The 21,889-nt window shown below is 64.4% G+C and carries 17 protein-coding genes and 1 tRNA gene; 11 read left to right on the forward strand and 7 right to left on the reverse strand.

Going from position 1 to position 21,889, the window contains the following annotated elements:
* The first annotated feature begins 4 nt into the window (after window positions 1-4).
* The 6 genes from SH412_RS23060 (at window position 5) to SH412_RS23080 (ending at window position 7,984) form a co-directional block, all read left to right on the forward strand.
* Window positions 5-850, forward strand: a complete 846-nt coding sequence (locus SH412_RS23060; protein WP_336520384.1) for a hypothetical protein — start codon at window positions 5-7, stop codon at window positions 848-850.
* 223 nt (window positions 851-1,073) lie between these two features.
* On the forward strand, window positions 1,074-1,697 hold the full coding sequence (locus SH412_RS23065) for a TIGR02117 family protein (RefSeq protein ID WP_336520385.1): 624 nt from the start codon (window positions 1,074-1,076) through the stop codon (window positions 1,695-1,697).
* A 161-nt stretch (window positions 1,698-1,858) separates the two neighbouring features.
* A complete protein-coding gene (locus SH412_RS23070; protein WP_336520386.1) occupies window positions 1,859-2,521 on the forward strand; it encodes a hypothetical protein in 663 nt (220 codons plus the stop codon).
* Between the two features lie 73 nt (window positions 2,522-2,594).
* On the forward strand, window positions 2,595-2,852 hold the full coding sequence (locus SH412_RS28690; RefSeq protein WP_419555750.1) for a type II toxin-antitoxin system Phd/YefM family antitoxin: 258 nt from the start codon (window positions 2,595-2,597) through the stop codon (window positions 2,850-2,852).
* Between the two features lie 153 nt (window positions 2,853-3,005).
* Window positions 3,006-3,953 carry a 4-hydroxy-3-methylbut-2-enyl diphosphate reductase gene (gene ispH, locus SH412_RS23075; protein WP_336520387.1) on the forward strand — a complete coding sequence of 316 codons (948 nt, stop codon included), beginning with the start codon at window positions 3,006-3,008 and terminating at the stop codon, window positions 3,951-3,953.
* Between the two features lie 23 nt (window positions 3,954-3,976).
* Entirely contained in the window at window positions 3,977-7,984 is a 4,008-nt protein-coding gene (locus SH412_RS23080) for a PQQ-binding-like beta-propeller repeat protein (RefSeq protein ID WP_336520388.1), read from the forward strand.
* On the opposite strand, the gene SH412_RS23085 is transcribed toward SH412_RS23080, so the two are convergent.
* Entirely contained in the window at window positions 7,920-9,203 is a 1,284-nt protein-coding gene (locus tag SH412_RS23085; protein ID WP_336520389.1) for a hypothetical protein, read from the reverse strand. The two genes, SH412_RS23080 and SH412_RS23085, sit on opposite strands and share 65 nt — an antisense overlap.
* Window positions 9,200-10,372 carry a TFIIB-type zinc ribbon-containing protein gene (locus SH412_RS23090; protein ID WP_336520390.1) on the reverse strand — a complete coding sequence of 391 codons (1,173 nt, stop codon included), beginning with the start codon at window positions 10,370-10,372 and terminating at the stop codon, window positions 9,200-9,202. Before SH412_RS23090 ends, SH412_RS23085 begins: the two co-directional genes overlap by 4 nt.
* 164 nt (window positions 10,373-10,536) lie before the next feature.
* Between SH412_RS23090 and SH412_RS23095 the strand changes: the two genes are divergently transcribed.
* Window positions 10,537-10,610: transfer RNA gene (locus SH412_RS23095), tRNA-Arg, on the forward strand.
* 676 nt (window positions 10,611-11,286) lie between these two features.
* Here the strand turns inward: SH412_RS23095 and SH412_RS23100 are convergent.
* Complete coding sequence (locus tag SH412_RS23100) at window positions 11,287-12,222, reverse strand: response regulator (RefSeq protein WP_336520391.1); 936 nt, start codon at window positions 12,220-12,222, stop codon at window positions 11,287-11,289.
* Between the two features lie 202 nt (window positions 12,223-12,424).
* Here SH412_RS23100 and SH412_RS23105 point away from each other — a divergent pair, with 202 nt between their 5' ends.
* The gene (locus SH412_RS23105) at window positions 12,425-14,929 is read left to right on the forward strand and encodes a PSD1 and planctomycete cytochrome C domain-containing protein (RefSeq protein ID WP_336520392.1); all 2,505 of its coding nucleotides are present in this window, start codon (window positions 12,425-12,427) and stop codon (window positions 14,927-14,929) included.
* Window positions 14,930-14,941: 12 nt separating this feature from the next.
* On the opposite strand, the gene SH412_RS23110 is transcribed toward SH412_RS23105, so the two are convergent.
* The 4 genes from SH412_RS23110 to SH412_RS23125 all read right to left on the reverse strand — a co-directional run bounded on the left by SH412_RS23110 (window position 14,942) and on the right by SH412_RS23125 (window position 18,825).
* Window positions 14,942-15,367, reverse strand: a complete 426-nt coding sequence (locus SH412_RS23110) for a hypothetical protein (RefSeq protein ID WP_336520393.1) — start codon at window positions 15,365-15,367, stop codon at window positions 14,942-14,944.
* A gap of 149 nt (window positions 15,368-15,516) precedes the next feature.
* Window positions 15,517-17,358 carry a UbiD family decarboxylase gene (locus SH412_RS23115; protein ID WP_336520394.1) on the reverse strand — a complete coding sequence of 614 codons (1,842 nt, stop codon included), beginning with the start codon at window positions 17,356-17,358 and terminating at the stop codon, window positions 15,517-15,519.
* 199 nt (window positions 17,359-17,557) lie between these two features.
* The gene (locus SH412_RS23120) at window positions 17,558-18,208 is read right to left on the reverse strand and encodes a hypothetical protein (RefSeq protein ID WP_336520395.1); all 651 of its coding nucleotides are present in this window, start codon (window positions 18,206-18,208) and stop codon (window positions 17,558-17,560) included.
* A gap of 227 nt (window positions 18,209-18,435) precedes the next feature.
* Complete coding sequence (locus SH412_RS23125; RefSeq protein ID WP_336520396.1) at window positions 18,436-18,825, reverse strand: VOC family protein; 390 nt, start codon at window positions 18,823-18,825, stop codon at window positions 18,436-18,438.
* A 186-nt stretch (window positions 18,826-19,011) separates the two neighbouring features.
* On the opposite strand from SH412_RS23125, the gene SH412_RS23130 reads away from it, so the two are divergent.
* The 3 genes from SH412_RS23130 (at window position 19,012) to SH412_RS23140 (ending at window position 21,863) form a co-directional block, all read left to right on the forward strand.
* Window positions 19,012-19,932, forward strand: a complete 921-nt coding sequence (locus SH412_RS23130) for a sugar phosphate isomerase/epimerase family protein (RefSeq protein ID WP_336520397.1) — start codon at window positions 19,012-19,014, stop codon at window positions 19,930-19,932.
* An 89-nt stretch (window positions 19,933-20,021) separates the two neighbouring features.
* Window positions 20,022-20,924 carry an arsenite methyltransferase gene (gene arsM / locus SH412_RS23135; protein WP_336520398.1) on the forward strand — a complete coding sequence of 301 codons (903 nt, stop codon included), beginning with the start codon at window positions 20,022-20,024 and terminating at the stop codon, window positions 20,922-20,924.
* 153 nt (window positions 20,925-21,077) lie between these two features.
* Window positions 21,078-21,863: a sulfite exporter TauE/SafE family protein gene (locus tag SH412_RS23140; protein ID WP_336520399.1), complete on the forward strand. Its 786-nt coding sequence runs from the start codon at window positions 21,078-21,080 to the stop codon at window positions 21,861-21,863.
* The last annotated feature ends 26 nt before the right edge of the window (window positions 21,864-21,889 follow it).

The following is a 21,889-nucleotide window of genomic DNA, read 5'->3' on the forward strand; positions in this document are numbered from 1 at the left end:
CTCCATGTCGCATCCGCCCGCTCCTCTGATGCACTGGGAGGAGAACCGTGCGCTCCGGCAGTTCCTGATCGGCTCGACCGCGATGCTGCTGTGGATTGCGGTCGATCTGCTCCTCCCCTGCCTGCCGACAGCTTATCAGCCGGTTTCTGTCTCCGGGCAGATGCGGTGGCGGCTGCTGACGGCCTATCTCCTGCCCGCCTTCGGCCTGACGACGATTCTGCTGATGTGGCGGCTTTTGAGGCAGGCGGAACCGGCCGAGCCGGGTCGCCTTGGCTGGCTGGGGCTGGCGTTTCTGGCGGGCGGGGCGATCTTCGACGTCGGCGTCACACTGGTCTGCAGCCCGGATCTGGTCTTTGAGGGGAATCCCTACGTCCGGATTCTGCTCGACACGCAGCATTCGCTGCCGTTCGTCTACCTGCACCTGCTGATCACGCAGGCGGGATTCGTGACGCTGTTTTGCTGCGTGTGGCTGGCCTTCCTGCGGCACCAGCAGATTCTGCAGGGGAGCATCATCGATGCCCGGCCGCGGGGGTGGGCCGAGTTCCTCAAAGCCGCGACGGGGGGAGCGCATTTGAACTGGCGGCAGTGGCTGCTGCCGGTACGACCCTCCGAAGTTCCGTTCTTCTACCACTCGATGTGGCTGACCACGGTGTCGGTCGTATTCGGAATCACGGTGTTCCGCTGGTACGCGGGCCTGGAATGGCTCACCATGCCGGACCCCTCGCTGCCGTTACGGTTCACGGTCGCGGCCAGCGGATTAGCGCTGGCCCTGATCTGCTATCTGGGGGGATTGTGGTTCGTGACGAGGCGCGAGCTGATGCCGGTCGCCGCCGCGAACAAAGAACCATAGCACTGGGCGTCGCGACGCATTGCCGGCGCCACTGTCACCGGAGGACCGAACGGCCGCTGGCGCACGATCGCGATGAGATCCATCTTGCCGGCACATGTGCGCATGTTACCATTGAGGAATGGCCTCACCGGAACTGTCACTGGCGTCGACTGCCTCGGCAAACCGTTTGGGGTGGCGTCGTCGACTGTGGACTTGGGTCCGCCGGGCGGCGGCAACCGGGGCGTTGTCGGTCCTGTTGTTTGCCGGCCTCGTGGTGGCGGGGCTGATCCCGGTCAACAACGAGTTTCGGCCGACGCCCGGCGGAGTCGAAGTCCTCTTCATCTCGAACGACGTGCATGCGGACGTATTGGTTCCAATTCAGACGGACGTGGTCGACTGGCGCGAGATTTTCCCTCCCGGTGCTGTGTCGGGCGATGTCAGCCGGGCTACGCATGTGGCGATCGGCTGGGGGGACAAAGGGTTCTACATCGGGACGCCGACGTGGTCCGATCTGCGGCTGTCGACGGTGGGCAATGCGCTGTTTCTGCCGTCGTCGACGTGCCTGCACGTGATGTATGCGGACGCCGAGCTGTACCGGGCGGGCGGGCGTTCGGTGCGGATTTCGCGGGAGCAGTATGCGCGGCTGGTGGAGTACATCCGGTCGAGCATCCGCCCCGGTCCGGAAGGTCGCGCGATGGCGATCCCTGGGGCGGCGTACGGGTTTGACGACGCGTTCTTTGAGGCTCGCGGGAGCTATCACGTTTTCAATACGTGTAACTGCTGGATCGGGCGGGGGATGCAGGCGGCGGGGATCCGGACGGGATTGTTTACGCCTCTGCCGCGGACGGTGCTGTGGTGGCTGCCGTGAGGGGTGGGGAAAAACTCGAAATCCGAAATCCGAAATCCGAAACAAATCGGAATTCTGAAGTTCGAAACGGCGTTGCGGGGGATCACGGTCTCCCCGAATCCTGCTGCCCGGAGAATTCGACGATGAGCACAAACTGGTCGAATCGGGCCTGTCTGGTCTGCGTGATCGGATTCGTCGCGTTCAACGATCTCGGCGCCAAGGAACCACGGGGCAAATCCCAACCGGTCACCGTCGCGGAATGCGAGCGGCTGGTCGAGCAACTCGCCAATCCGGATCCGCCGCCGTTTCAGGAAGACTATGTCCTTAAGTTACCAAAGGGAATAACTACAGCGGCTCTGGCGAAATCTCAGAAGCCCATTGCTGCGGCATACGATGCGCTGAGCAAGAACATTGAAGTCTCATTTCCGGTGCTGATTGCGCACATGGATGACGAGAGATATTCCCATGTGTATGAAGTCGGACCTTCAGCGGTTTTTCAACGCCGGTCGGTTGGCGAATGTTGCGCGATCATCGCGTTCAAACACATTGACGTTTATCAAGCGGCCGTGACCCGACAAGACGCTGAGGGCCGAAGGAGAGCGCTTTCATTCATTGACGAGGCCTGCGGCGGCTTTGAGAATTGGTGGAAGGAGCGGCACGAAAAGAATCTGGCGGAGTTGCAGTTGGAGGGACTGGACTGGGCGTCCGGCCATGTCCGGCCGCCGTATTTTACGCCCCAGGAATGGGAAGCCGCTCGGCAGAAACTGAGCCAGCTTGCTACGCAGATCCGCGAGACCGGGAAGCCGATCCCGGTGGAAGATCGGTTGCGGTTTTTTTCGAGGTGAGCAGAGATTCATGGAAACTTGCGGCGCATGGCACGCACAATGGAGTGGACCGGAGATTCCGAAAGGCCGACTGATGACCAGAATTCCCCTGACCAGGATCGGCGCTGCTGACGCGGAACGTGACTTCGGCAAACTTCTCGACCGCGTCGCAACGGGCGAGGAGATCACGATCACGCGCCGTGGAGAGCCCGTGGCTCGGCTTGTTCCTGCGAGAGGTGCGTCGCCAACGAAATCTCCCACACACGCCATTCAGGAGTTGCGGGGATTGGCGAGTCGTAACTCGCTGGGAGGGCTGCGCGTGCAGGATTTCATGGCCGAGAGGCGAGAATGATTTGAATCGAGAGAAACTTGGCAATTCCGCGGGCGAATTCGAGCCAGCGGCAACAGGTTCAGCCTCCGCTGTCGGATTCCCCCTGGAACCGGCTACAATTCCGGGGCGGGCGGATGGGTCGCCTGTTGAGACGGACTTTCGGAACGAGTTGTCATGCGGATTCTGCTGGCCAATCCCCGCGGCTTTTGTGCGGGCGTCAATATGGCGATCGAGTGCCTGGATGAAACCATCCGGATGTTCGGCTCGAACGTCTACGTCTATCACGAGATCGTGCACAACAAGTACGTCGTCGACCGCTTCACGCAGCAGGGGGTGACGTTCGTCGACCGCATTTCCGAGACGCCGGAAGGTTCGATCCTGCTGTACAGTGCTCACGGCGTCTCGCCGCAGGTTCGCGAGGAAGCCCGCAGCCGGGGACTGCACACGATCGACGCGACCTGTCCGCTGGTGACGAAGGTCCATCTGGAGGCGATCAAGTACGCCAAGAGCGGTTATCACATTGTGCTGATCGGCCACGACGGCCACGACGAAGTGATCGGCACGATGGGGGAGGCCCCGGCGAGCATTACGCTGGTGGAGTCTCCCGAGGATGTCGAGCAACTGAGTTTTCCGGACGACGCGAAGCTGGCGTACCTGACGCAGACGACGCTGAGCGTCGAGGAGGCGGGACTGGTGATCGGCGCCCTCAAGCGGAAGTATCCGCACATCGAGTCGCCGCCTAAGGAAGACATCTGCTACGCCACGACGAATCGTCAGCACGCGGTGACGCAGCTCGCGGCAGAGGCGGACCTGGTGATTGTGCTGGGGAGCCAGAACAGTTCGAACAGCCGCCGGCTGATGGAAATCGGCGCTTCGTCATCCAAGCCGTCGCACCTGATCGACGGCGCTGCGGAACTGCAGGACGAATGGTTCGAAGGAATTGAGACGGTGCTGATCACTGCCGGAGCCAGCGCGCCGGAGATCGTGGTGCAGGATGTCATCGACGTGCTGACAAAGCGTTATGGCGGCGTGGTGGACGAAGTTGTGACGCGCGAGGAGCATGTCTCGTTCCCGCTGCCAAAAGAGCTGCGACGGCTGCAGACCGAACGGGCCAGGGTGTAGCGGGTCTGGAAAAGAACACCACGATGCGATGCGGCCTGCTGATCCTGTTTGCGGTGTCCGTGACGACCGGGCCGGTCGCACAAGAACCGCCGGTCCGGAGGCCGTTTCGCGAAGCCGCGACGGTCCCTGCAGATACGACGGTCGCCAAGTCGCTCGGGCAGGTCGAAGAATTCGCCGCGGCGGGACGCTGGCAGGACGCCTTGGAGATCCTGCAGCAGCTCACAGAGACGCACAGTGCGGCCCTGACGCAGATCCGCGCCGGCGAAGCGGGGGGAACCGCGTGGTACGCGAACGTGGCGACTCGGGCGAACATTCTGCTGGCGCGACTCCCCGCGGACGCCCGCGCCGACTATCGAGCCCGGCTCGATCCACTGGCGCGGGAGTGGTTTGCCGAATGGGAAGTAACCCGCCGAGAGGCGGCTCTGCAGCGAATCCTCCGGACGGCGTTTCTGAGCAGCTACGGCGATGACGCCTTGTGGGCTCTGGGGGAAGCGGCCTGGGACCGAGGCGAGTTCGCGACCGCGCGACGCTTGTGGACGCAGCTCGTTCCGCTCCCTGCGGAAGTCACCGACGATCGGTTTCCCGGAGTGCTGCGTTATCCGGACACCGACCTCGATCTGGCAGGCGTTCGCGCGAGGCTGATTCTCTGCAGCCTGATGCTTAAGGAACCCGAGCGCGCCCGGCGGGAGATCGATCGATTCGCCATCGAATTCCCGCAGGCGGAGGGGAAGCTCGGCGGGCAAACGGGATCGCTGATCGAACTGCTGCGTCAGATGTCGGAGTCGCTCGGCTTGCCGCAGCCGTTGCCGTGGAGCGGGGATTTTGCGACGTTCGGCGGGAGCATGTCCCGCCAGTGGATTGCTGGGGAATTGCCAGATCTGGCGACGCCGACGTGGTCCGCCGAGCTGCGACGGAACTCGCTGCCGCTCTGGTTCCGGCAGGTCTTGCAGAGAGACGGCGGCCCGCTGGCCTACCACCCGGTGATCTGGCGCGACCTGGTGCTGGTGGCCGATGAAGGCTCCATCTCCGCCTGGAACCTGCTGACCGGAGAACCCGCCTGGTCGACCGAGGGCAATCTGCGGCCGGAGATCTATCCGGCCGTACCGGAAGACCGCGAGTCGACCCCCGATCGTCCGTCGCTGGGGCTGCCCCACTATACGCTGACCATCGACGACGGCCGGCTGTATGCCCGGATGGGCTGGCCGGTCACGTCGCCGTCCCGCCGGGAATTGCGGCCGCTGATTTCGACTCTGGTCTGCCTGAATCTGGAGCAGGGGCAGGGGCAACTGGAGTGGATGGTGTCGTCGGAGGAACTGCCGGCCGACGGGGGGCCTCCCTGGAGCTGGGAGGGGACGCCGGTCGTCGAGCAGGGCCGGGTGTTCGCCGTGGCGTGCCGTCGTCGCCCGCAACTCGAACTGGCAGTCGTCTGCGTCGAACCGGCGGAGGGTCGAGTCGAGTGGATGCGTCCTGTCTGCACGGGGCGTCCGCAGGCGGAAGAAGATTTCAATCGCATCAGCCATCTGCTGCTGAGCGCGGCGGAGGGGCGGCTGTTTCTTTCGACGGATGCGGGGGTCATTCTTTCGCTCGATGCGACCGACGGTCGGCTTGACTGGGCGGTGACCTACGAAACGGCGACAGAGCCCGGCGGGTTTCGGCAGTCGATGCCGGGATTTTCGCTCCTGCCGTGCGTCGTGCATGACGGACGCGTGTATGCGGCCCCGAACGACTCCGATCGAATCCTCTGCCTGGAGGCGGCGACCGGGCGCACGATCTGGAACCAGGCGATGCCGGAGCGGATCCGCTCCCTGCTGGGTGTCGGACATGCCTTGACGCACGATGTGCTGATTACGAGCGGCCGTTCCCTGTGGGCGTTCGATGTGCGGACGGGAAAGCCGGTCTGGAGGGATCACAGCGATGAACGGGGATACGGAGAAGGGGTTCTGTGCGGCGAACAGGTTCTCTGGCCAACGCGCGAGGCCCTGCTGATCTTCGACCAGGCGACCGGGCAACTGCGGCGGCGAATCGAGCTCGACAATCCCGACGCCCCAGGGACCGGCGGTAATCTGGCCGTCGCGCCCGGCTGGATTGTCGTTGCTGAACCGACCCGGCTGGTCGTCTATTGGGAGTACTCGGGACAGCGTCGCAAGCTGCTGGAGGGACTGTCGCAGGAACCCTACGACCACCGGTTGAGATTGCGACTGGCCGAACTGGACGCAGCCCGCGGCGACATGAACGCGGCCAAGGCAGAATGGACGCGCGTGCTGGAGATCGCGGACCGGAACAGCAACGCCGACATCCGCCAGGAAACGGAAGCCGCATGGCTGAGCTGGGCCGGGCGCTGGTCGGGAAAATCTGCTGAGGAGGGCCAGGCCGAGTTGGCCGTGAATCCCTTGCGGGATGTGCTCGAACAGCTCTCGACGCCTGAGCTGCAGGAGGCGGCGCACTACCGTCTGGCGCTGAGCGAGATCCAGCGCGGCGCAAGCGGAGATCCCTTAACACCGCTCGTGTCGTTGCTCAAGGGGCGGCGGCCGACCACTGAAAACACGCGGCAGTTATTGCGCCGGATCCTGACTGACGGCGCTGATTCCATTCGTGAGCGCTACGCCGTCGAAGCGGGAGCAGACTGGCATTTCAGCCCGACTGCGGCCCGGACCGCGATCGAGCATGGCGCGTCGGCGTCGGAACGCCGGGAGATTCGAACTGCCCTCGCGACTCTTGAGTCCGTGGCAGACTGGCCCGTGTCGAACGATTTGCAGGACCAGGCTCGACGGACCGCGCACATGCTTGAGCAGCGTCTGCAGAAATCCAATGAACTTGAAACGTCGCGTCCCGATGCGTCTCCCTGGTGGCAATTGTCCTGGGAACGGCTGCTCCATTCCGGCGAGAAGGTCGTCGTTCCGCAGGTTGCGAAGGCCGGTGCAGATCCGTCAGTTCTCCTGCTGGTGAACGACCGCATCACCGCAGTCCGAACGAACGACAATCGCGCGCTCTGGACGCGCGTGTTGGGCGAGCCGCTGCTGCGGGTTCTGGCCACGTCGGACTCGCTGGTTCTGATTCAGCCCCAGACGCTGCAAGCGGTCGATCTCTGGACCGGAGAAGCGGTCTGGCAGCGACCATCCGTCGACCCATCGGGCTCGACGAGGGCTCAGGCGGGAATCGGGTTCGATTCGGAAGTGCTCGTGCTCCGAGCCGACGATGGCACATTCGTCGCTCGGGACGTTCGCACGGGCGAGCAGCGCTGGCGAACGCGACCACCGGCCGGGCAGTTGCAGTTGCGATGGACCTTGGCCGAAGGCCGACTTTGGTGCCAGACGTTGAACCCGGCTCACACCTGGTGCTGCGACCTGAAAAGTGGCGCCTGGGAGCCGCCCCGGTACGGCCTGGATCGTCCCTGGAGATCGGCCCCATGTGTGGATGCCTCGCTGATGCTGGGAGTCGTTGGCGACGCTCGCGCGATCCACGCCATTCCCGCCGGTGAATCTCTCTCGGATCGCCGCTTCGCCGGTCCGCTGTCGCAGGCCCATGCGGACCCGATGCTGCGGACGGACGGGCGGCGCTGGTGGGCGATCGTCGATGGATTATCGATCTCGCGATTTGAACCGCAGTCCGGGATTCCGAGCGGAAGCGCGGCCCTGACGAGTTGGCCGAACCGCGGGCTTCCCGGCGAAGTCGCCTGGGGCCGCGAACGGGCGTGGTGCGCTACCGATGGCGTGTTACGCGGCGCGCTGTTGGAGAATCCGGCTGAAGTCTGCGAGTTGCCGCTGGGCGATGACCGGCGGTGGTGCGTGGCGTTTGTGCCGGCGATTGACGATTCTGCTGCCGGCGCGATCTGGGTCTGGCCGGCAAACGGCGCCGCCGAAGTCATTGTCGTCAACGAGCGGGATGGTCGACTGCGACAGCGATTGCCGTTGTCGGGCGACTCCGGCCTGGAGCAGGTCGTGTCGACTGTCAGCGGACCGGTGCTGGTCACGGAGCGTTCGCTGCGTCTCTACGCACCGATTCCGCGGGTGACCACCGCGGCTGCGCGTTGAAACGGTATCGTCGAGCGAACGCCTCGACGGCCTCGGTCCCCGTGAGGACCTGCGAAGTCCGCATTCCCGTGAATCGATCGGCGGCACTGTCCCAGGCGATGCGGACGTCCGGTCTGCCTGTTCCCGTGGCCACGGCGAGCGCAGCTCCCACCGCAAACCGATCCTGCGGATAAATCGGAGCGCCGACGGCTGACAGCGACCAGCGATCGATACGCAACTGACGCCACGGCTCGAACGGACCGGCCGGTTCCAGCCACGGCTGCAGGTGGTCCGGCAGCCGGTCGGCGTCCGCCTCTGCGACAGAAACATAGACCCGCTCCGGCCGCGACGCATAGACGGCCCAACCGGGCCAGTGATCCCACCCGCCGAACGGTTCGAGCGCCGGGAGCGCAATCGCCACGCAAGTCGCCAGCCAGGCCAGCCGACTTCCTGCAGGCTGATCACGCCGCGCAGGGCAGGGGATGGCCGGTCGAGCGAACAGCAGCAGGTTCTGTCCGATAAAAAAGAGATTCCAGAGCAGGACCCCCGCCTGATGGTCGTGGCCGAACGGCCCGAGCGCCAGCAGCAGAACCAGATGCATGGCGATCGCCGCGACCAGTCCGAAAAGTCGCGTCTGCGGAATCGCCAGCATCAGAGCCACCGTCAATTCGACGAGCGGAACGGCCGCGGCCAGACGACTCCTTGCCGCTTCGCTCCAGAGACCGAGGGCGTTGGAGCTGCCGAGCGCGCGAAACAGCCCTTCGAGCAGAAATGGACCGTGCGAATGAAAGAACGTGACATCCAGCTTGGACAGCGCCGACCAGAAGTAAATGCTGACCGCCAGCCAGCGCCAGCCGGCGAGGGCAACGGCCGGAGTCGCACTGCCGATCAACAGGGCGACGATCAGAAACTGCCACGCCCAGGGCTGCAGGCGATGCTGGTTCAGCAGGATCAACAAACCCAGCGTCGTCGCCGCGACAAGCAGCGCAGCACGTCCAACGCGCTGAGGGGCGGGCCTCCACAGCACGACGATCCAGGCGGCGATCAGTCCCGCCAGCAGAGTCCAGTCGACCAGCAACGGCGTCGGCCTCAACGCCGAGAGGAGCGGGACCTGCGGAAAGGAGCTCGTCCCGGTCCAGAGGGGCCAGGTCGCCCCGATCAGAGCCAGTCCAGCCAGCGCCAGCCAGCGTGCAGCCGGGTTCAGAGTCGCCGCCGCAGGATCATCGGTCGCGGTCGTCATCGTCCCTGACTCAGCACGACAATCGTTCCCACCACCGCGGCGGCTGCCAAAAAGGCCAGCGTGATCTTGACCCAGCTCCAGGGCCGCTCGCCCTGCACTTCTCCGGTCGCTGCATTAATCATGACCTGGTACGTCTTGTCGTGATACTTGTAGGCCAGCAGCCAGACGGGCAGCAGAATGTGCTTGAAAGTCAGGGCGCTGAGCTGCACTTTCAAATCGTCGACTCGCTGCTCGTCGCCGCCGATCCGGCCGCGGACGTCTCGCTCCAGCTCCGACCGGACCCGCTTGCGTCCTTCCTCGAAACACTCGGGAAGTTCGACGTCGTAAGTCCGGGCGAAGAAACCGGCCATGACTTCCGGATTGAACGGAATGCACTTCCCGAGCGGCCAGGGTTCGAGCCCCAGAACCAGCTTCAAATTCATCCCGCGGACGGCCAGTACGAGCACGTCGTCAAAGAAGCGTTGAAACTGCCCGGAGACCCAGGTCCAGCTCGTTCTGCGTTCCTGCCGCTGATCTTTACCGGAGCCGACGGTTACATAGTAGTGGTCGCCCCGCTGTCCCGACCATTGGGTGAACGTCATGGCGTCAAACGTGAAGTACGGCATGTAAACGCCGTTGAATTTGCCGCTGGCGCCCATCTTTTTGAAGTCGTTGGGAGCAAACCAGAGCGACTGAACCCAGTTCCTCAAGTTAGTCGAAGCCCGAGATTCCGGGACGAGGAACGGCAGGACGCCGTCGACGTGGATGCGCGTCTCGGCGTCGTGAACCTTGTCCCGCTGCAGCGGCGAGGCGCAGTAGGGGCATTGCGAGCTCGTCAGCGTTCCGTGAAAAACGACGTTGGCGCCGCACGATTCGCAGCGGACCTCGTGATCGCCGACCGCCTGATCGTCCCCGACTCCTTTCTCGTGCCACTCCGTCAGCCGGGCCAGCATCTCGTCCAGATCGCGTTCGTGCAGCTCGCGGATCTCGGCGGGCTGCAGCTCTTCAAGGGAGCCGCAATACGGACACTGCAGACTCTGCTGGCCGATGGAGAATTCCAGATCGGCCCCGCACCGGCGACAGGGAAAGATTCGCCCTCGGCCATTATCGATGGCCTCGCCGGCGCGTTCGGTCGTTCCGACGGCGTCTTCCGGGAACAGCGGACTGGCCGGGGCGGGGGGCGGCGTCACAGCGGGTCTCTCCAGGCGGCGGAATTCCGAGTCGACAGGATACCTGCGACGCCCCATTCGGGCGAGCGCCGGCAGGCGGCCGGTCGGAAGAACGAAGAGAGGATGCGGGCGGATCATGGCCGGCTTGCAGATCCATCGCGTCCGACCGATACTGGCCTGATACTGCTCCCGTAGCTCAGCTGGATAGAGCGACGGTTTCCTAAACCGTAGGTCGTGCGTTCGAATCGCGCCGGGAGTACTTCTTTTCAGGGCTCAAACGCACCTCGGTGCGCGCCGCGCGGCCCGCTGGACTTGGAAATGGACTCGCGCCGCTGCAGGAGCTGCCTGCGGCCGCCAAGTCCCGCCCTGCTGCGACAGATCCTGCCACCAGCGGCACACGATTTGTGACAGGAAGTGACAGGAACGCCGGCGTGGCCTCGCTTTGCCGGGAAAGCTGCGGTATCTGAGACCATAGGTCTGGTATCGCGTGGCAGGATCTCCGCCGAGATGGATCGGCTGTGAATTGATTCACAGGCGTGAATTTGCCGGTGGAGCGGCTGCCGCTCGTCGCCGCCGGGCTGGTGGCCTGAGACGTTGACGGATGGGTTTCCTTTGCGTTCCGTCGGGCTCTGGCGGGTCGTCGCGGCCTTTGTGGCGGCCGGTTGGCGTGGCCCAGGAAAAGGCAACGGAAACGGCCTTCGGACGCTGGAAGAGGGCGGATTCACGGGCGATTGTTGCCGGGTGAACGCTCGACAACCTCAGTCGCACTCTCGCGTCACGGAGTCCTGACATGGTGACTGACCTGCAAGAGGCAAATCCCCGGGTCCGTACTTCGAGCCAGGCTCCATTCGTGCTGGAAGCAGACGCAAAAGCAGTCCACGACATTCACAGAGTGCGTCGTGCACTCCAGGGCCGACTCGATCGGCCGGGCGCGGTCAATACGGGCCCGAGCCGGTCGCAGCCCCGCTTTTGACCGACGACCGCCGGAGGGGGCGCCGTTTCACCAGCGTCACGGCGTTGCCGGCGTCGTTGTAGGCGACGTCGTCCATAAAGGCCCGCATCAGCATGACGCCCCGGCCGCAGGGGAGGTCGAGGTTTTCGGTGTTGGTCGGGTCGGGCAGCGTCTGCGGATTGAAGCCCGGCCCCTCGTCCTCGACCGTGATCAGGGCCTGGCGGTCGTCGAGGCTGAATTTGACCGTGATTCTGCGATTGCCGTATGGTTCCTGAGTCAGCCGGGCGTTGGCCATCGCGTAGAAATCGTGGTGATTCGTCAGTTTCAGCGCCGACGAGACTTCCAGATTGCCGTGGTAATAGGCGTTGAGCAGCGCTTCTTCGAGGGCGGTTCCCAGCCGGAGCCGCTCGATCTTTTCGAGCCCCCAGCTCTCGGTCAGCACCTGCTGCAGATACCGGCACATCGACATCAGCAGATCCAGGTCGGTCTCCAGAGTGAAGACTTCGTGCCGGGTCGTCAGCCGCCGCATCAACTGCGACAGCGACTGTTCGTCCCGTGTCGCCGCCAGCACCCGGCGGGAAATTTCGACCAGATCCGTGGCCAGCGACCGCTTCGGCACATAGCTGTTGGCGCCGACGCGCAGCGCTTCCGACGCCAGTTCTTCACTCCCTTTGGCCGTCATCAAAATGATCGGCATGGCCGGATACTCCCGCCGTACGGCAGTCAGCAGTTCCAGGCCGTTCATCTCCGGCATCTGCATATCGGTGATGATCAGATCGGGGGGCTGTCGCCGGACGGCGTCGAGCGCGTCCTCGGCGTCACCCGCGTAGAGGATTTCCCAAACGGAGTCCTTTTCCAGGATCCCCCCGGCAAGTCGCCGGTCGATCGGCGAGTCGTCTACCACCAGTACGGTTGTCATCTCGGGATTCCTGCCGCAGGTCCTCGCCTGGCCCAGTTCGGTCGCGAGTGCATTACACGGCCCCGTCGTACCGAACGCAACGAGCAACACGTTCCGGAAGGTTTTCTCGCGACGACGACCGGTTTCCGCGTGGGGGCTGGCGCTGTATTCTATCGGAACTTGCCGATCATTGATCACCGGCCCGCTCATTGACTGACCCGCCATGGACTGCAGACTCCTTCTGGCTACGATCGCCGTCGTGTTCGTCGGAGAACGCGCGAACGGGGGTGATCCCGATTTCGCCCGCGACGTGCTGCCGATCCTGTCCGACAACTGCTTTCTCTGCCACGGCCCGGACGCGAAGTCGCGCGAGGGAGAACTGCGGCTTGATCTCCGCAGTGACGAACTGTTTGGCGCACGTAAGATCATCACCGCCGGCCAAAGCGCGGACAGCGTCCTCATCGAGCGGATTCTCAGTCCCGATCCCGACTTGGTGATGCCTCCTCCTCATACGAAAAAGTCTTTGACGCCTCAACAGGTCGATCTTTTGCGACGGTGGATCGATTCCGGCGCTGCCTGGGGGCAGCATTGGGCGTATGAGCCGCTCGATCGACCGACGATTCCGCAGGCCGGGGTGCGAGAATCGCGGCGCAGCGATCTGGATGCGCTCATTCAGGCCCGGCTGGAGCGGGAGGGATTGCGTCCGGCACAGGAAGCCGACCGCGCCCGGCTGCTGCGTCGCGTGACGCTCGACCTGACCGGACTGCCGCCGACGCCCGCTGAAACCAGTGAATTTCTCGAAGATCCCGCTCCGGATGCCTACGAACGGGTCGTCGACCGGCTGCTCGCTTCGCCCCGTTTCGGTGAGCGGATGGTCTGGGACTGGCTCGACGCCGCCCGCTATGCCGATTCCAACGGCTATCAGGGGGACGGCGAACGGACAATGTGGCCCTGGCGAGACTGGGCCGTCGGCGCGTTGAATTCCAATCTGCCATTCGACGAGTTCACGATCTGGCAGCTTGCCGGCGATCTGCTCCCCGACGCCACGCTCGAGCAGCGCGTGGCGACCGGATTCTGCCGCAATCACATGATCAACGGCGAAGGGGGCCGGATCGCCGCAGAGAATCGGGTCGACTATGTCATGGACATGACGGAGACCGCTGCGACCGTCTGGCTTGGCGCGACATTCAACTGCTGCCGCTGCCACGATCACAAGTTCGATCCTTTCACGCAGCGCGACTACTATCAACTCTTTGCGTTTTTCAACAGCACGCCGGTGGACGGCGGCGGCGGCAATCCTCAGACGCCGCCCGTCGTGGAACTTCCTTCGGACGAGCAGACGCGCCGGCGTCACGAAGCCGGTCAGCAGCTCGCCGAACGGCAGACGGATCTCGCCCGCTATGAACAGGAGAAGTTTCCGCGCGACGCTGGCCAGACCGCCGACCTGTCCCCGGCCGCCGTCGAACGTCCCGAAGAGATCCGCAAGCTCCTCGCCATCGAGCCCGCAAAGCGCAACCGCAATCAGCTCGATCAACTGGCCAAGCACTGGCGGGAGACGTTGAAAGACAATCCGGCGGAAGCGGCCTATGCGGAACGGGTCGAGGCGCTGCGCAACGCGATCGACCGCCGCGATGGCGTCGACCGGGAGATTCCGCGCGTGATGATCATGGCCGATCTGCCGCAGCCGCGGGAAACGTTCCGGTTGAGCAAGGGCCTGTACGACAAACCGCTCGACCAGGTCGGCATCGGCGTCCCCTCCAATCTGCCGCAACTGGCGACGAACGCGCCGAGGAACCGGCTGGGGCTGGCGCGATGGCTTGTCGCGGATGACAACCCGCTCACTGCCCGCGTGACCGTCAATCGTTTCTGGCAGCAGTTCTTCGGCGTCGGGCTGGTCAAGACCGCCGAAGATTTCGGCGTGCAGGGGGAGCGTCCGGTTCACCCCGAACTGCTCGACTGGCTGGCGGTCGAGTTCCGCCAGACCGGCTGGGACGTCAAACGTCTCTGCCGGACCATCGTCACCAGCGCGGCGTATCGGCAGTCGTCGCGCGTGACGCCCGAGCTGCACGAACGGGACCCCGAGAACCGCCTGCTCGCCCGCGGACCCAGACAGCGTCTCCCCTCCTGGATGCTCCGCGATCAGGCCCTCGCCGCGTCGGGTCTGCTGGTGGAGAACGTCGGCGGCGCGCCAGTGCGGCCCTACCAGCCGGCCGGCGTCTGGGAAGAGGCCACTTTCGGCAACAAACGCTACCAGCAGGACCACGGCGACAAACTCTACCGCCGGAGCGTCTATACCTTCTGGCGTCGAATCATCGGTCCGACGATGTTCTTCGATACGGCCGCCCGGCAGACCTGTTCCGTCAAGCAGACGCGAACCAACACTCCGCTGCAGGCCTTGGTGACGCTCAATGAAGTGACTTTCGTGGAAGCCGGCCGCGCGCTCGCCGAGCGGGTTCTGCGGGAAGCGCCCACCGATACGGACGCGCGAGTTCGAGCGATGTTCCAGCGGATCCTGTGTCGTCCGCCGGAACCGCAAGAAACGGCCGTGCTCGCGGCCGCCGTCGCCCGACTTCGGCACCAGTTTGCCGCCGACCCGGCAGCGGCTGCGAAATTCCTCGCCGTGGGCGAGTCCCCGCGAGATCCTGAGATCGACCCCGTCGAGCATGCCGCGTGGGGAGCGCTGGCGGGGGCGATTTTCAACCTGGACGAGGCGCTCAGCAAGGAGTGATGGGTCGGCGGTCTACTCGGCAAAGTCGTCCGGGTTGAAGTTGACCAGTCGCCCTTCGCGGAAGAAGAGCGTGACGCTGCGTCCTTTGCGGTCCGGGCCCCAGCGATACCCCTTGTCCGACTGCTGATAGAGCCCGCCGGTATTCTTGTACTGGCCGTCCCGTTCGAGTTTTTCGCCGGCGTCCCCGAGGGCCGAATTGACTTCTTCCACGGTCATGCCGCTTTCGATGCTGTTTCTCAGCAGCCAGTCGAGCGACTTCGGATCGCCGTCGATCAGGAACTTCTGCTGGTGTTCCGCAACGACCTTCTGCGACGTGTCCTCGTGGGCGAGCCACGGCAGCACCGGTACGCCGCCGCAGCCGCTCAGGATCGTCGCGCAGCTCGCCGTCAGGCAGAACGCTGCGACGTATCGGCGAAGTTGACCGTGGGTTGCATTCATCGTCTCGTTCTCCCGACCGGCAGCCGCCGGCCCTTCGCGCGGAACTCTAGCCGAACGCTCGGGTTGCGGGGAGACGAGTTTCTTTGCGGCACTTCGGCGAAGCGGGGCTGTGAAACGACAATTGCCGTCCACCGTTTCACGCGATGCCGTCAGAAGAGACCGTGCAGCGGCCCCCCTGGACCGGCCAGTTCTTCGACCCGGCGAACCACCGCCGGATCCTCCACCAGCGGCGGCGCGTGGTGCGGCTTGATCCGCGCATCAATCACCAGCGATCCCCGGCAGCCCCAGTGCTTCTGTACGGTCGACGCCTCAATGCCGCTGATGTCTGCGGCAGGATTGGAACGCGTAAACGTCACCCACAGCCAGTTATTCAGCGTTCGCGCTGTGAATTCGCAGTCATCGACAAGGACGATCAGCGGAAACGCATTGAGCGGATCGCCCGCGCGAAACGCTCCGCAGAACGACTCGACGGCAGGGTCGACGCCGTTGGAGTCCGGTACGTATCGCGGCGCCTGCACCGCCAGCACGCCGGGCAGACACAACTTCGCGCCCGGGAAGCCCGGCGGCAGGCGGAGGTCGCCGGTCACTTCCGTCGGCAGCTCGCGCCGCTTCGGTCCCGCCGCCGCGACCACCAGCTTGGAGCCTTCGTTGAACCCGCTCCCGGAGTAGTCGAGCGTGTCGATCGTCGTCCGCGTCTGGAAGTGCAGGTCCCGCTGCCAGTCGACCCGTTCCAATACGTGGCGGAAGAATTCGTCGATGTGGTGAATGTCCAGCTCGGGCGCATCTTCCTGGGCGATGATCCACAGGTACTTCGCCAGCGAGAGCTGTCCCTGGCCCAGAATGGCGTTGGCGATCGTCAGCAGTTCCTGCGGCCGGCGCTCGGCGGCGTACGGCACGTACCGCTCGCTGCCGATCGCCAGCAGCAGGGGATGCACCCCCGCGGCGTCGACGGCGTGGACTCCCTTCACGCCCGCCAGCACGGTGGGAATGATCGGTCCGGTGATCTCGTGAATGATCTCGCCGAACGCCGTGTCTTCCTGCGGCGGCCGTCCGACGACCGTAAACGGCCAGATGGCGTCCTTGCGATGCCAAACCCGGTCGACTTCCAGCACCGGAAACTCGTGGGCCAGGCTGTAGTACCCCAGATGATCGCCGAACGGTCCTTCAGGTTTCGTTCTCCGGGGATCGATCGTGCCCGAGATGCAGAAGTCAGCGTCCGCCCAGACCGGTAGCCGGCCCGGCTCGCAGATCATCCGGATGCCTCGTCGACCCAGGGCCGCGGCAAACAACAGCTCGGACAGGCCCTCCGGTAACGGCATGACGGCGGAGAGGGTCATCGCCGGGGGACCGCCGACGAAGATATTCACCCTCAGTTTTTCGCCCCGGCGGATGGCGGCTGCGTGATGGACGCCGATGCTGCGGTGGATCTGGTAGTGCAGGCCGACTTCGCGGTTCGGGAGGTAGTCGTTGCCCGAGATCTGGACGCGATACATCCCCAGGTTCGACTTTGCGAATCCCGGCTGATCGGGATGTTCGGTGTAGACCTGGGGCAGCGTGATGAACGGCCCGCCGTCGCGGGGCCAGCTCTGCAGCGGCGGGAGTTGATCGAGCGTCGTCTGACACTCCGAGACCGGCCCCTTGCGAACCTTGCGAACCCACATCGTCCAGAGCGTCTGCGGCACGTCGCGATAGCGCCAGGGACGCCGGGCCAGTTGACTCGGATCAATCTTCAATTCCACCAGATGCCGGACGGCTTCCAGCGAGTCCCGGAACAGGAATCGCGTCCGGTCGAGCGTGCCGAACAGGTTGCCGAGCATCGGAAACCGGCAGCCTTTGACCCGGGTGAAGAGGAGCGCCGGCCCTTGCGCCTGGTAGACGCGGCGCTGAATCTCGGCCATTTCCAGCCGGGGATCGATCTCGGCATCGATCCGCACCAGTTGCCGGGACAGTTCCAGATCGGCGACGCATTGCTGCAGGCTGCGATAACCCATGTCGAAACGGATCTCTTACGAAGGTACGGAAGGCGGCTCCGTCGGTGGCTCGGGAGCGTCACGCGGGGATTATAGCGAGAGCGGGTGGAATGGCTTGTCGGTGCGGGTGGCAATCGGGAGACGAGTGCGTACGTCGGCGGGCGCCGGTGGCGAAAGAGGGCCGCGATGGACATCAGCCTCTACGCATTTCCGCTCGCGTTCACCGGTTCGGCGAGGGCGCTGCGATGTCCTGATCGACCGTGCGTTCTACGGCCCATGCCATGACCAACTGCGAGAGCTCTTCGTCCCGCTTCAGAACGCTCTCCCAGACTGGACGCGAGGCATTGGAAGTCAACGACGGATGCCAGAGCCACGGTGCCGACAATTCTGACTCATTACCGGACCCCTGGAGAACGAGTTGCGCCCCCCAGACCCTGAGCAACATGGCGATGCCGGTCGCAAGCGGCGTGAGCCACTCTTTGGGATCATTCCCTGAATGCGTTCCCAGGCGAGTGCGCATTTCACCGACCAGAAGCTCGATCAATCCAGTCGTCACTTCTCGATCCAGCAGCACGTGTGCCGCTTCACAGGCAATAGCAACGCACAGCGGAGCCAGCGGAGCTTGAAGTCCCAGGGTCGTCTCGCAGTGCAGGAGAACTGCCGCACCGTACAATGGAAACCAGATGTCGGGCGGAGATCCCCAATGACGAACAATGCCTGATATTGTTTCGGACCAGACCCAGCGATACTCGTCGAGTTCCCGGACGGGCCAGTGGCCACTGGAGGCCGGGAGGAGGATGTCCTGAATGGTCAGCCTGCCGGACAGCCACAGATCGGGGCCAAGGGCTTCCCTCAGACGATCGGCGTCCATTTTGAGGACATGGGGGCCAATGATTTTCAGGATCGCTTCGCTGTCCGCCTTTCCGCGGGCCAGCGAATCGCAAACGGACTTCCATTCCGAGTGAGCGTCCTTGGCAGACATGCGATTCTCCCGTTTCTGGTGCTCAACTCAGCGGCAATTTCATCCGACGGCAGCCGGGTTGCCTACGCACAGCGTGCGGCGCCCTCGGCCTTCGAGGCCCAGTCGGCGGACTGCAGTCACTCTTTGTTCCCATTCGCGGTCACCGGCTCGCCGAAGACGATGCGATGTCCGTCGGGCGTCCGGAGGACAAACTCGCGGAGCCCCCAGGGTCTGGTTTGCGGCTGCGACAGGATCTCTGCGCCCCGACTGGCGACTTCGTCGTGCAGCCGGTCGACGTCGTCGACGATCAAATGCACGAACCACGAGTGATCGCCCAATTCGCCCGCAGGCGTCGCGTCCCGGCACTCGCCCAGCATCAGCCGGAATCCGTTCCGGGACAGAAAGCTCCAGCCATCAACCCCATCCCCGCAGTCGCGCTGAAAGCCCAGCACGTCCATGTAGAACTGCGTGGCGGCGGCCAGATCGCGCACGGCGAGAACGCAGCGGGAATTGATAATCTGCGGCATCGCTGCCTCCGGAAGGATACGAACCGGCTGACATTCACGCATGGAGGGGACTTACTGAGAATACGTCGTTCTTCCCCACCGTCAATGTCGTTGTCAACAGACATCTTCGTCATTGTCATTGCGTGAAATCGCGGCCGCTTTCCCGTAGGCTTGGCGCTTTCCTCACCTTCCCAGGAGCCCCGCACCATGCAGCTTGGCTTCGTCAGCGCGATCCTCCCGGAACTCTCCCTGGCCGACGTCGCACGCAACGCCGCCGCGATCGGTTTTGACTGCGTCGAAGTCTGCTGCTGGCCCGTCAGCAAGGCCGAACGCCGCTACGCCGGCGTCACGCACATCGACGTCACCGACTTTTCGCCGGCCCGCGCCGACGACGTGCAGGCCACGCTCGCCGAGACTGGCGTCCGGATCAGCGGGCTGGGTTACTATCCTAATCCCCTGACCCCCGTCGCCGAGGAATCCGCCGCCGCGGTCGCTCACCTCAAAAAGGTCATCGCTGCCGCTCCGCTGCTCGGGCTCGACCGCGTCAACACGTTCGTCGGCCGGGACTGGACGAAGTCCGTCGACGACAACTGGCCCCGCTTTCTGGAGATCTGGCGGCCGTTGATCAAGTTTGCCGAGGACCACGGCGTCCGGATTGGCATCGAGAACTGCCCCATGTCCTTCAGCAAGGACGAATGGCCCGGCGGGAAGAACCTGGCGATTTCGCCCGCCATCTGGCGGCGGATGTTCGCCGACATTCCCAGCGCAAACTTCGGACTCAACTACGACCCGTCCCACATGATCTGGCAGCACATGGACTACCTCCAGCCGCTGCGCGAGTTTCACGAGAAATTGTTTCACGTCCACGCCAAGGACGTCCGCATCGATCGCGATCGTCTCAACGACGTCGGCATTCTGGCGATGCCGGCTCAGTACCATACGCCGAAGCTCCCCGGTCTGGGAGACGTCAACTGGGGCCAGTTCTTCTCGACCCTGACGGACGTCGGCTATCAGGGGCCTGTCTGCGTCGAGGTCGAAGATCGCGCCTACGAGGGTCCGCTTGCAGCCCGCCTGGCATCCCTCCGCCAGAGCCACACGTACCTCCGCAACTACATTCCCACCGAATAGAAGCGAGCGAATCTTCGAGCGCTGTGTGCCACTGGCGGCTCGCCGGTCAGTGACTTCCGGGCTGAATCACCATCCGAAAGTGAGTTCCCATGTCCGCCTCCCTGAAACAGACGATCCAGTCCAACTACGGCGCCGTCGCCGCCAGTGATCTTTCGAGCGATCATCAGGGAGTCCACGCTGTCGCCCGCGCGTTCGGTTACAGCGCCGACGAGCTCGCAGCCATTCCTGCGGATGCCAACATGGGCCTCTCCTGCGGCAACCCGACCGCGTTCGCCACGCTCAGACCGGGCGAGGTCGTCGTCGACTTGGGCTGCGGCGGAGGACTCGACGTGTTCCTGGCGGCCCGGCAGGTCGGAGCGTCCGGCAAGGCGATCGGCATCGACATGACTCCTGAGATGCTCGACCGGGCCCGCCGGAACGCCGCCAAAGCCGGTCCGGGGGGGACGCCGCTGACCAATTGCGAATTCCACCAGGCGACGATCGACGCTCTGCCGCTGCCGGACGGCTCGGTCGACTGCGTCATCAGCAACTGCGTCATCAATCTGGCGCCCGACAAGTCGGCCGTCTTCCGCGAGATCGCCCGCGTCCTCAAGCCGGGCGGCCGGCTGGCAGTCAGCGACATCGCCCTCAAGCAGCCCCTGCCGGAAGACCTCGCCGCGGACGTCATGGCGTTCGTCGGCTGCATCGCGGGAGCGATCTCCTTCGACGACTATCGGACCGGCCTGGCCGCCGCCGGGTTCGCCGCCGTCGACCTCATGGATTCCGGAGCAGATCTCAACGCGTATGGCGAAGTCGAAAACCAGGCCGGCTGCTGTTCGCCGGCGATGGTCCAGCTCGGCGGCGGACTGGCCGTGCTGGAAGAGGGGGGCGGGTGCTGCAGCCCGGCGCCCGTCGCCGATCCGTCGCTGCACGCTCGGCTCAAGGACCTGCTCGACCGCTATGACGTCAACGACTACGCCGCCAGCGTGAAAGTCTACGCGGTCAAGCCCTGAAGAAGTCGAGAGACGAGAGTCCAGAGTCGAGAGCCAGAATGGAAGATCACTGTCTGGCGATCAGCGAATCGCGATCAGCGATAAGCCCTCCTCACTGGCGATTCGCGATCTCCTGCTCGCGATTCGCTTCTTCCCCTGCGTGAAAGCCTTTTCATGGACGATCGGTTGATCTGGCTTTGCCTGGCGGCGGCGGCGGCGGGGGTCGTCAATGCCGTCGCAGGAGGGGGAACGCTGCTGACGTTCCCCGCGCTGATCCTGGCCCTCGGCGAATCGGCCGAGGCGTCGGTCGTCGCGAATGCGACCAGCACCACCGCCCTCTTCCCCGGCTCGCTGGCCTCGATGTGGGGGTATCGCCGGGAGTTTCGCGGCACGGCGCACTGGATCCGCTGGCTGCTGTGGCCTTCGATTCTCGGCGGCCTGCTCGGTTCCTGGCTCGTGGTCCAGCTCCCCGCGACCTGGTTCAAGCTGCTCATTCCCTGGCTGATCCTGACCGCCACGCTGCTGTTTCTGCTCCAGCCGTGGATCGCCCGGAGAACCGGGATCGGCCAACGTCACGAGGAACCGTCGCCGCAGGTGATCTGGACGATCGTGGCGTTCCAGTTCCTGGTCGGCATTTACGGCGGCTATTTCGGGGCGGGGATCGGGATTCTCATGCTGTCTTCCCTCGCGCTGATGGGCGTCGGCGACATTCACAAGATGAACGCCCTCAAAACGCTGTTCGCGTCGGTGATGAACGGTCTCGCGGTGGCGATCTTTCTCTGGAACGGCAAGGTCAACTGGCACTATGCGATCCCGATGATCGTCGCCGCCAGCGTCGGAGGCTTCCTCGGGGCCAGCGTGGCCCGCCGACTCGACAAGAACCTTGTCCGTCGGACCGTGATCGGCATCGGACTGGTGCTGTCGATCCACTACTTTCTGCGGATTTACCAGATCGTTTGACGAGGGCCGAGTGCTGAGAGCCAAGT

The sequence above is a fragment of the Planctellipticum variicoloris genome (assembly GCF_030622045.1).
GTDB classification, from domain to species: domain Bacteria; phylum Planctomycetota; class Planctomycetia; order Planctomycetales; family Planctomycetaceae; genus Planctellipticum; species Planctellipticum variicoloris.

Excerpts from the sequence above, each read along its gene's own strand:
- SH412_RS23115 (WP_336520394.1), bottom strand. The coding sequence starts at position 17,358 with ATGGGTTATCGCAGCCTGCAGCAATGCGTCGCCGATCTGGAACTGTCC.
- arsM (WP_336520398.1), top strand. The coding sequence starts at position 20,022 with ATGTCCGCCTCCCTGAAACAGACGATCCAGTCCAACTACGGCGCCGTC.
- SH412_RS23060 (WP_336520384.1), top strand. The coding sequence starts at position 5 with ATGTCGCATCCGCCCGCTCCTCTGATGCACTGGGAGGAGAACCGTGCG.
- ispH (WP_336520387.1), top strand. The coding sequence starts at position 3,006 with ATGCGGATTCTGCTGGCCAATCCCCGCGGCTTTTGTGCGGGCGTCAAT.
- SH412_RS23120 (WP_336520395.1), bottom strand. The coding sequence starts at position 18,208 with ATGGACGCCGATCGTCTGAGGGAAGCCCTTGGCCCCGATCTGTGGCTG.
- SH412_RS23125 (WP_336520396.1), bottom strand. The coding sequence starts at position 18,825 with ATGCCGCAGATTATCAATTCCCGCTGCGTTCTCGCCGTGCGCGATCTG.
- SH412_RS23130 (WP_336520397.1), top strand. The coding sequence starts at position 19,012 with ATGCAGCTTGGCTTCGTCAGCGCGATCCTCCCGGAACTCTCCCTGGCC.
- SH412_RS23105 (WP_336520392.1), top strand. The coding sequence starts at position 12,425 with ATGGACTGCAGACTCCTTCTGGCTACGATCGCCGTCGTGTTCGTCGGA.
- SH412_RS23085 (WP_336520389.1), bottom strand. The coding sequence starts at position 9,203 with ATGACGACCGCGACCGATGATCCTGCGGCGGCGACTCTGAACCCGGCT.
- SH412_RS23110 (WP_336520393.1), bottom strand. The coding sequence starts at position 15,367 with ATGAATGCAACCCACGGTCAACTTCGCCGATACGTCGCAGCGTTCTGC.
- SH412_RS23080 (WP_336520388.1), top strand. The coding sequence starts at position 3,977 with ATGCGATGCGGCCTGCTGATCCTGTTTGCGGTGTCCGTGACGACCGGG.
- SH412_RS28690 (WP_419555750.1), top strand. The coding sequence starts at position 2,595 with ATGACCAGAATTCCCCTGACCAGGATCGGCGCTGCTGACGCGGAACGT.
- SH412_RS23100 (WP_336520391.1), bottom strand. The coding sequence starts at position 12,222 with ATGACAACCGTACTGGTGGTAGACGACTCGCCGATCGACCGGCGACTT.
- SH412_RS23140 (WP_336520399.1), top strand. The coding sequence starts at position 21,078 with ATGGACGATCGGTTGATCTGGCTTTGCCTGGCGGCGGCGGCGGCGGGG.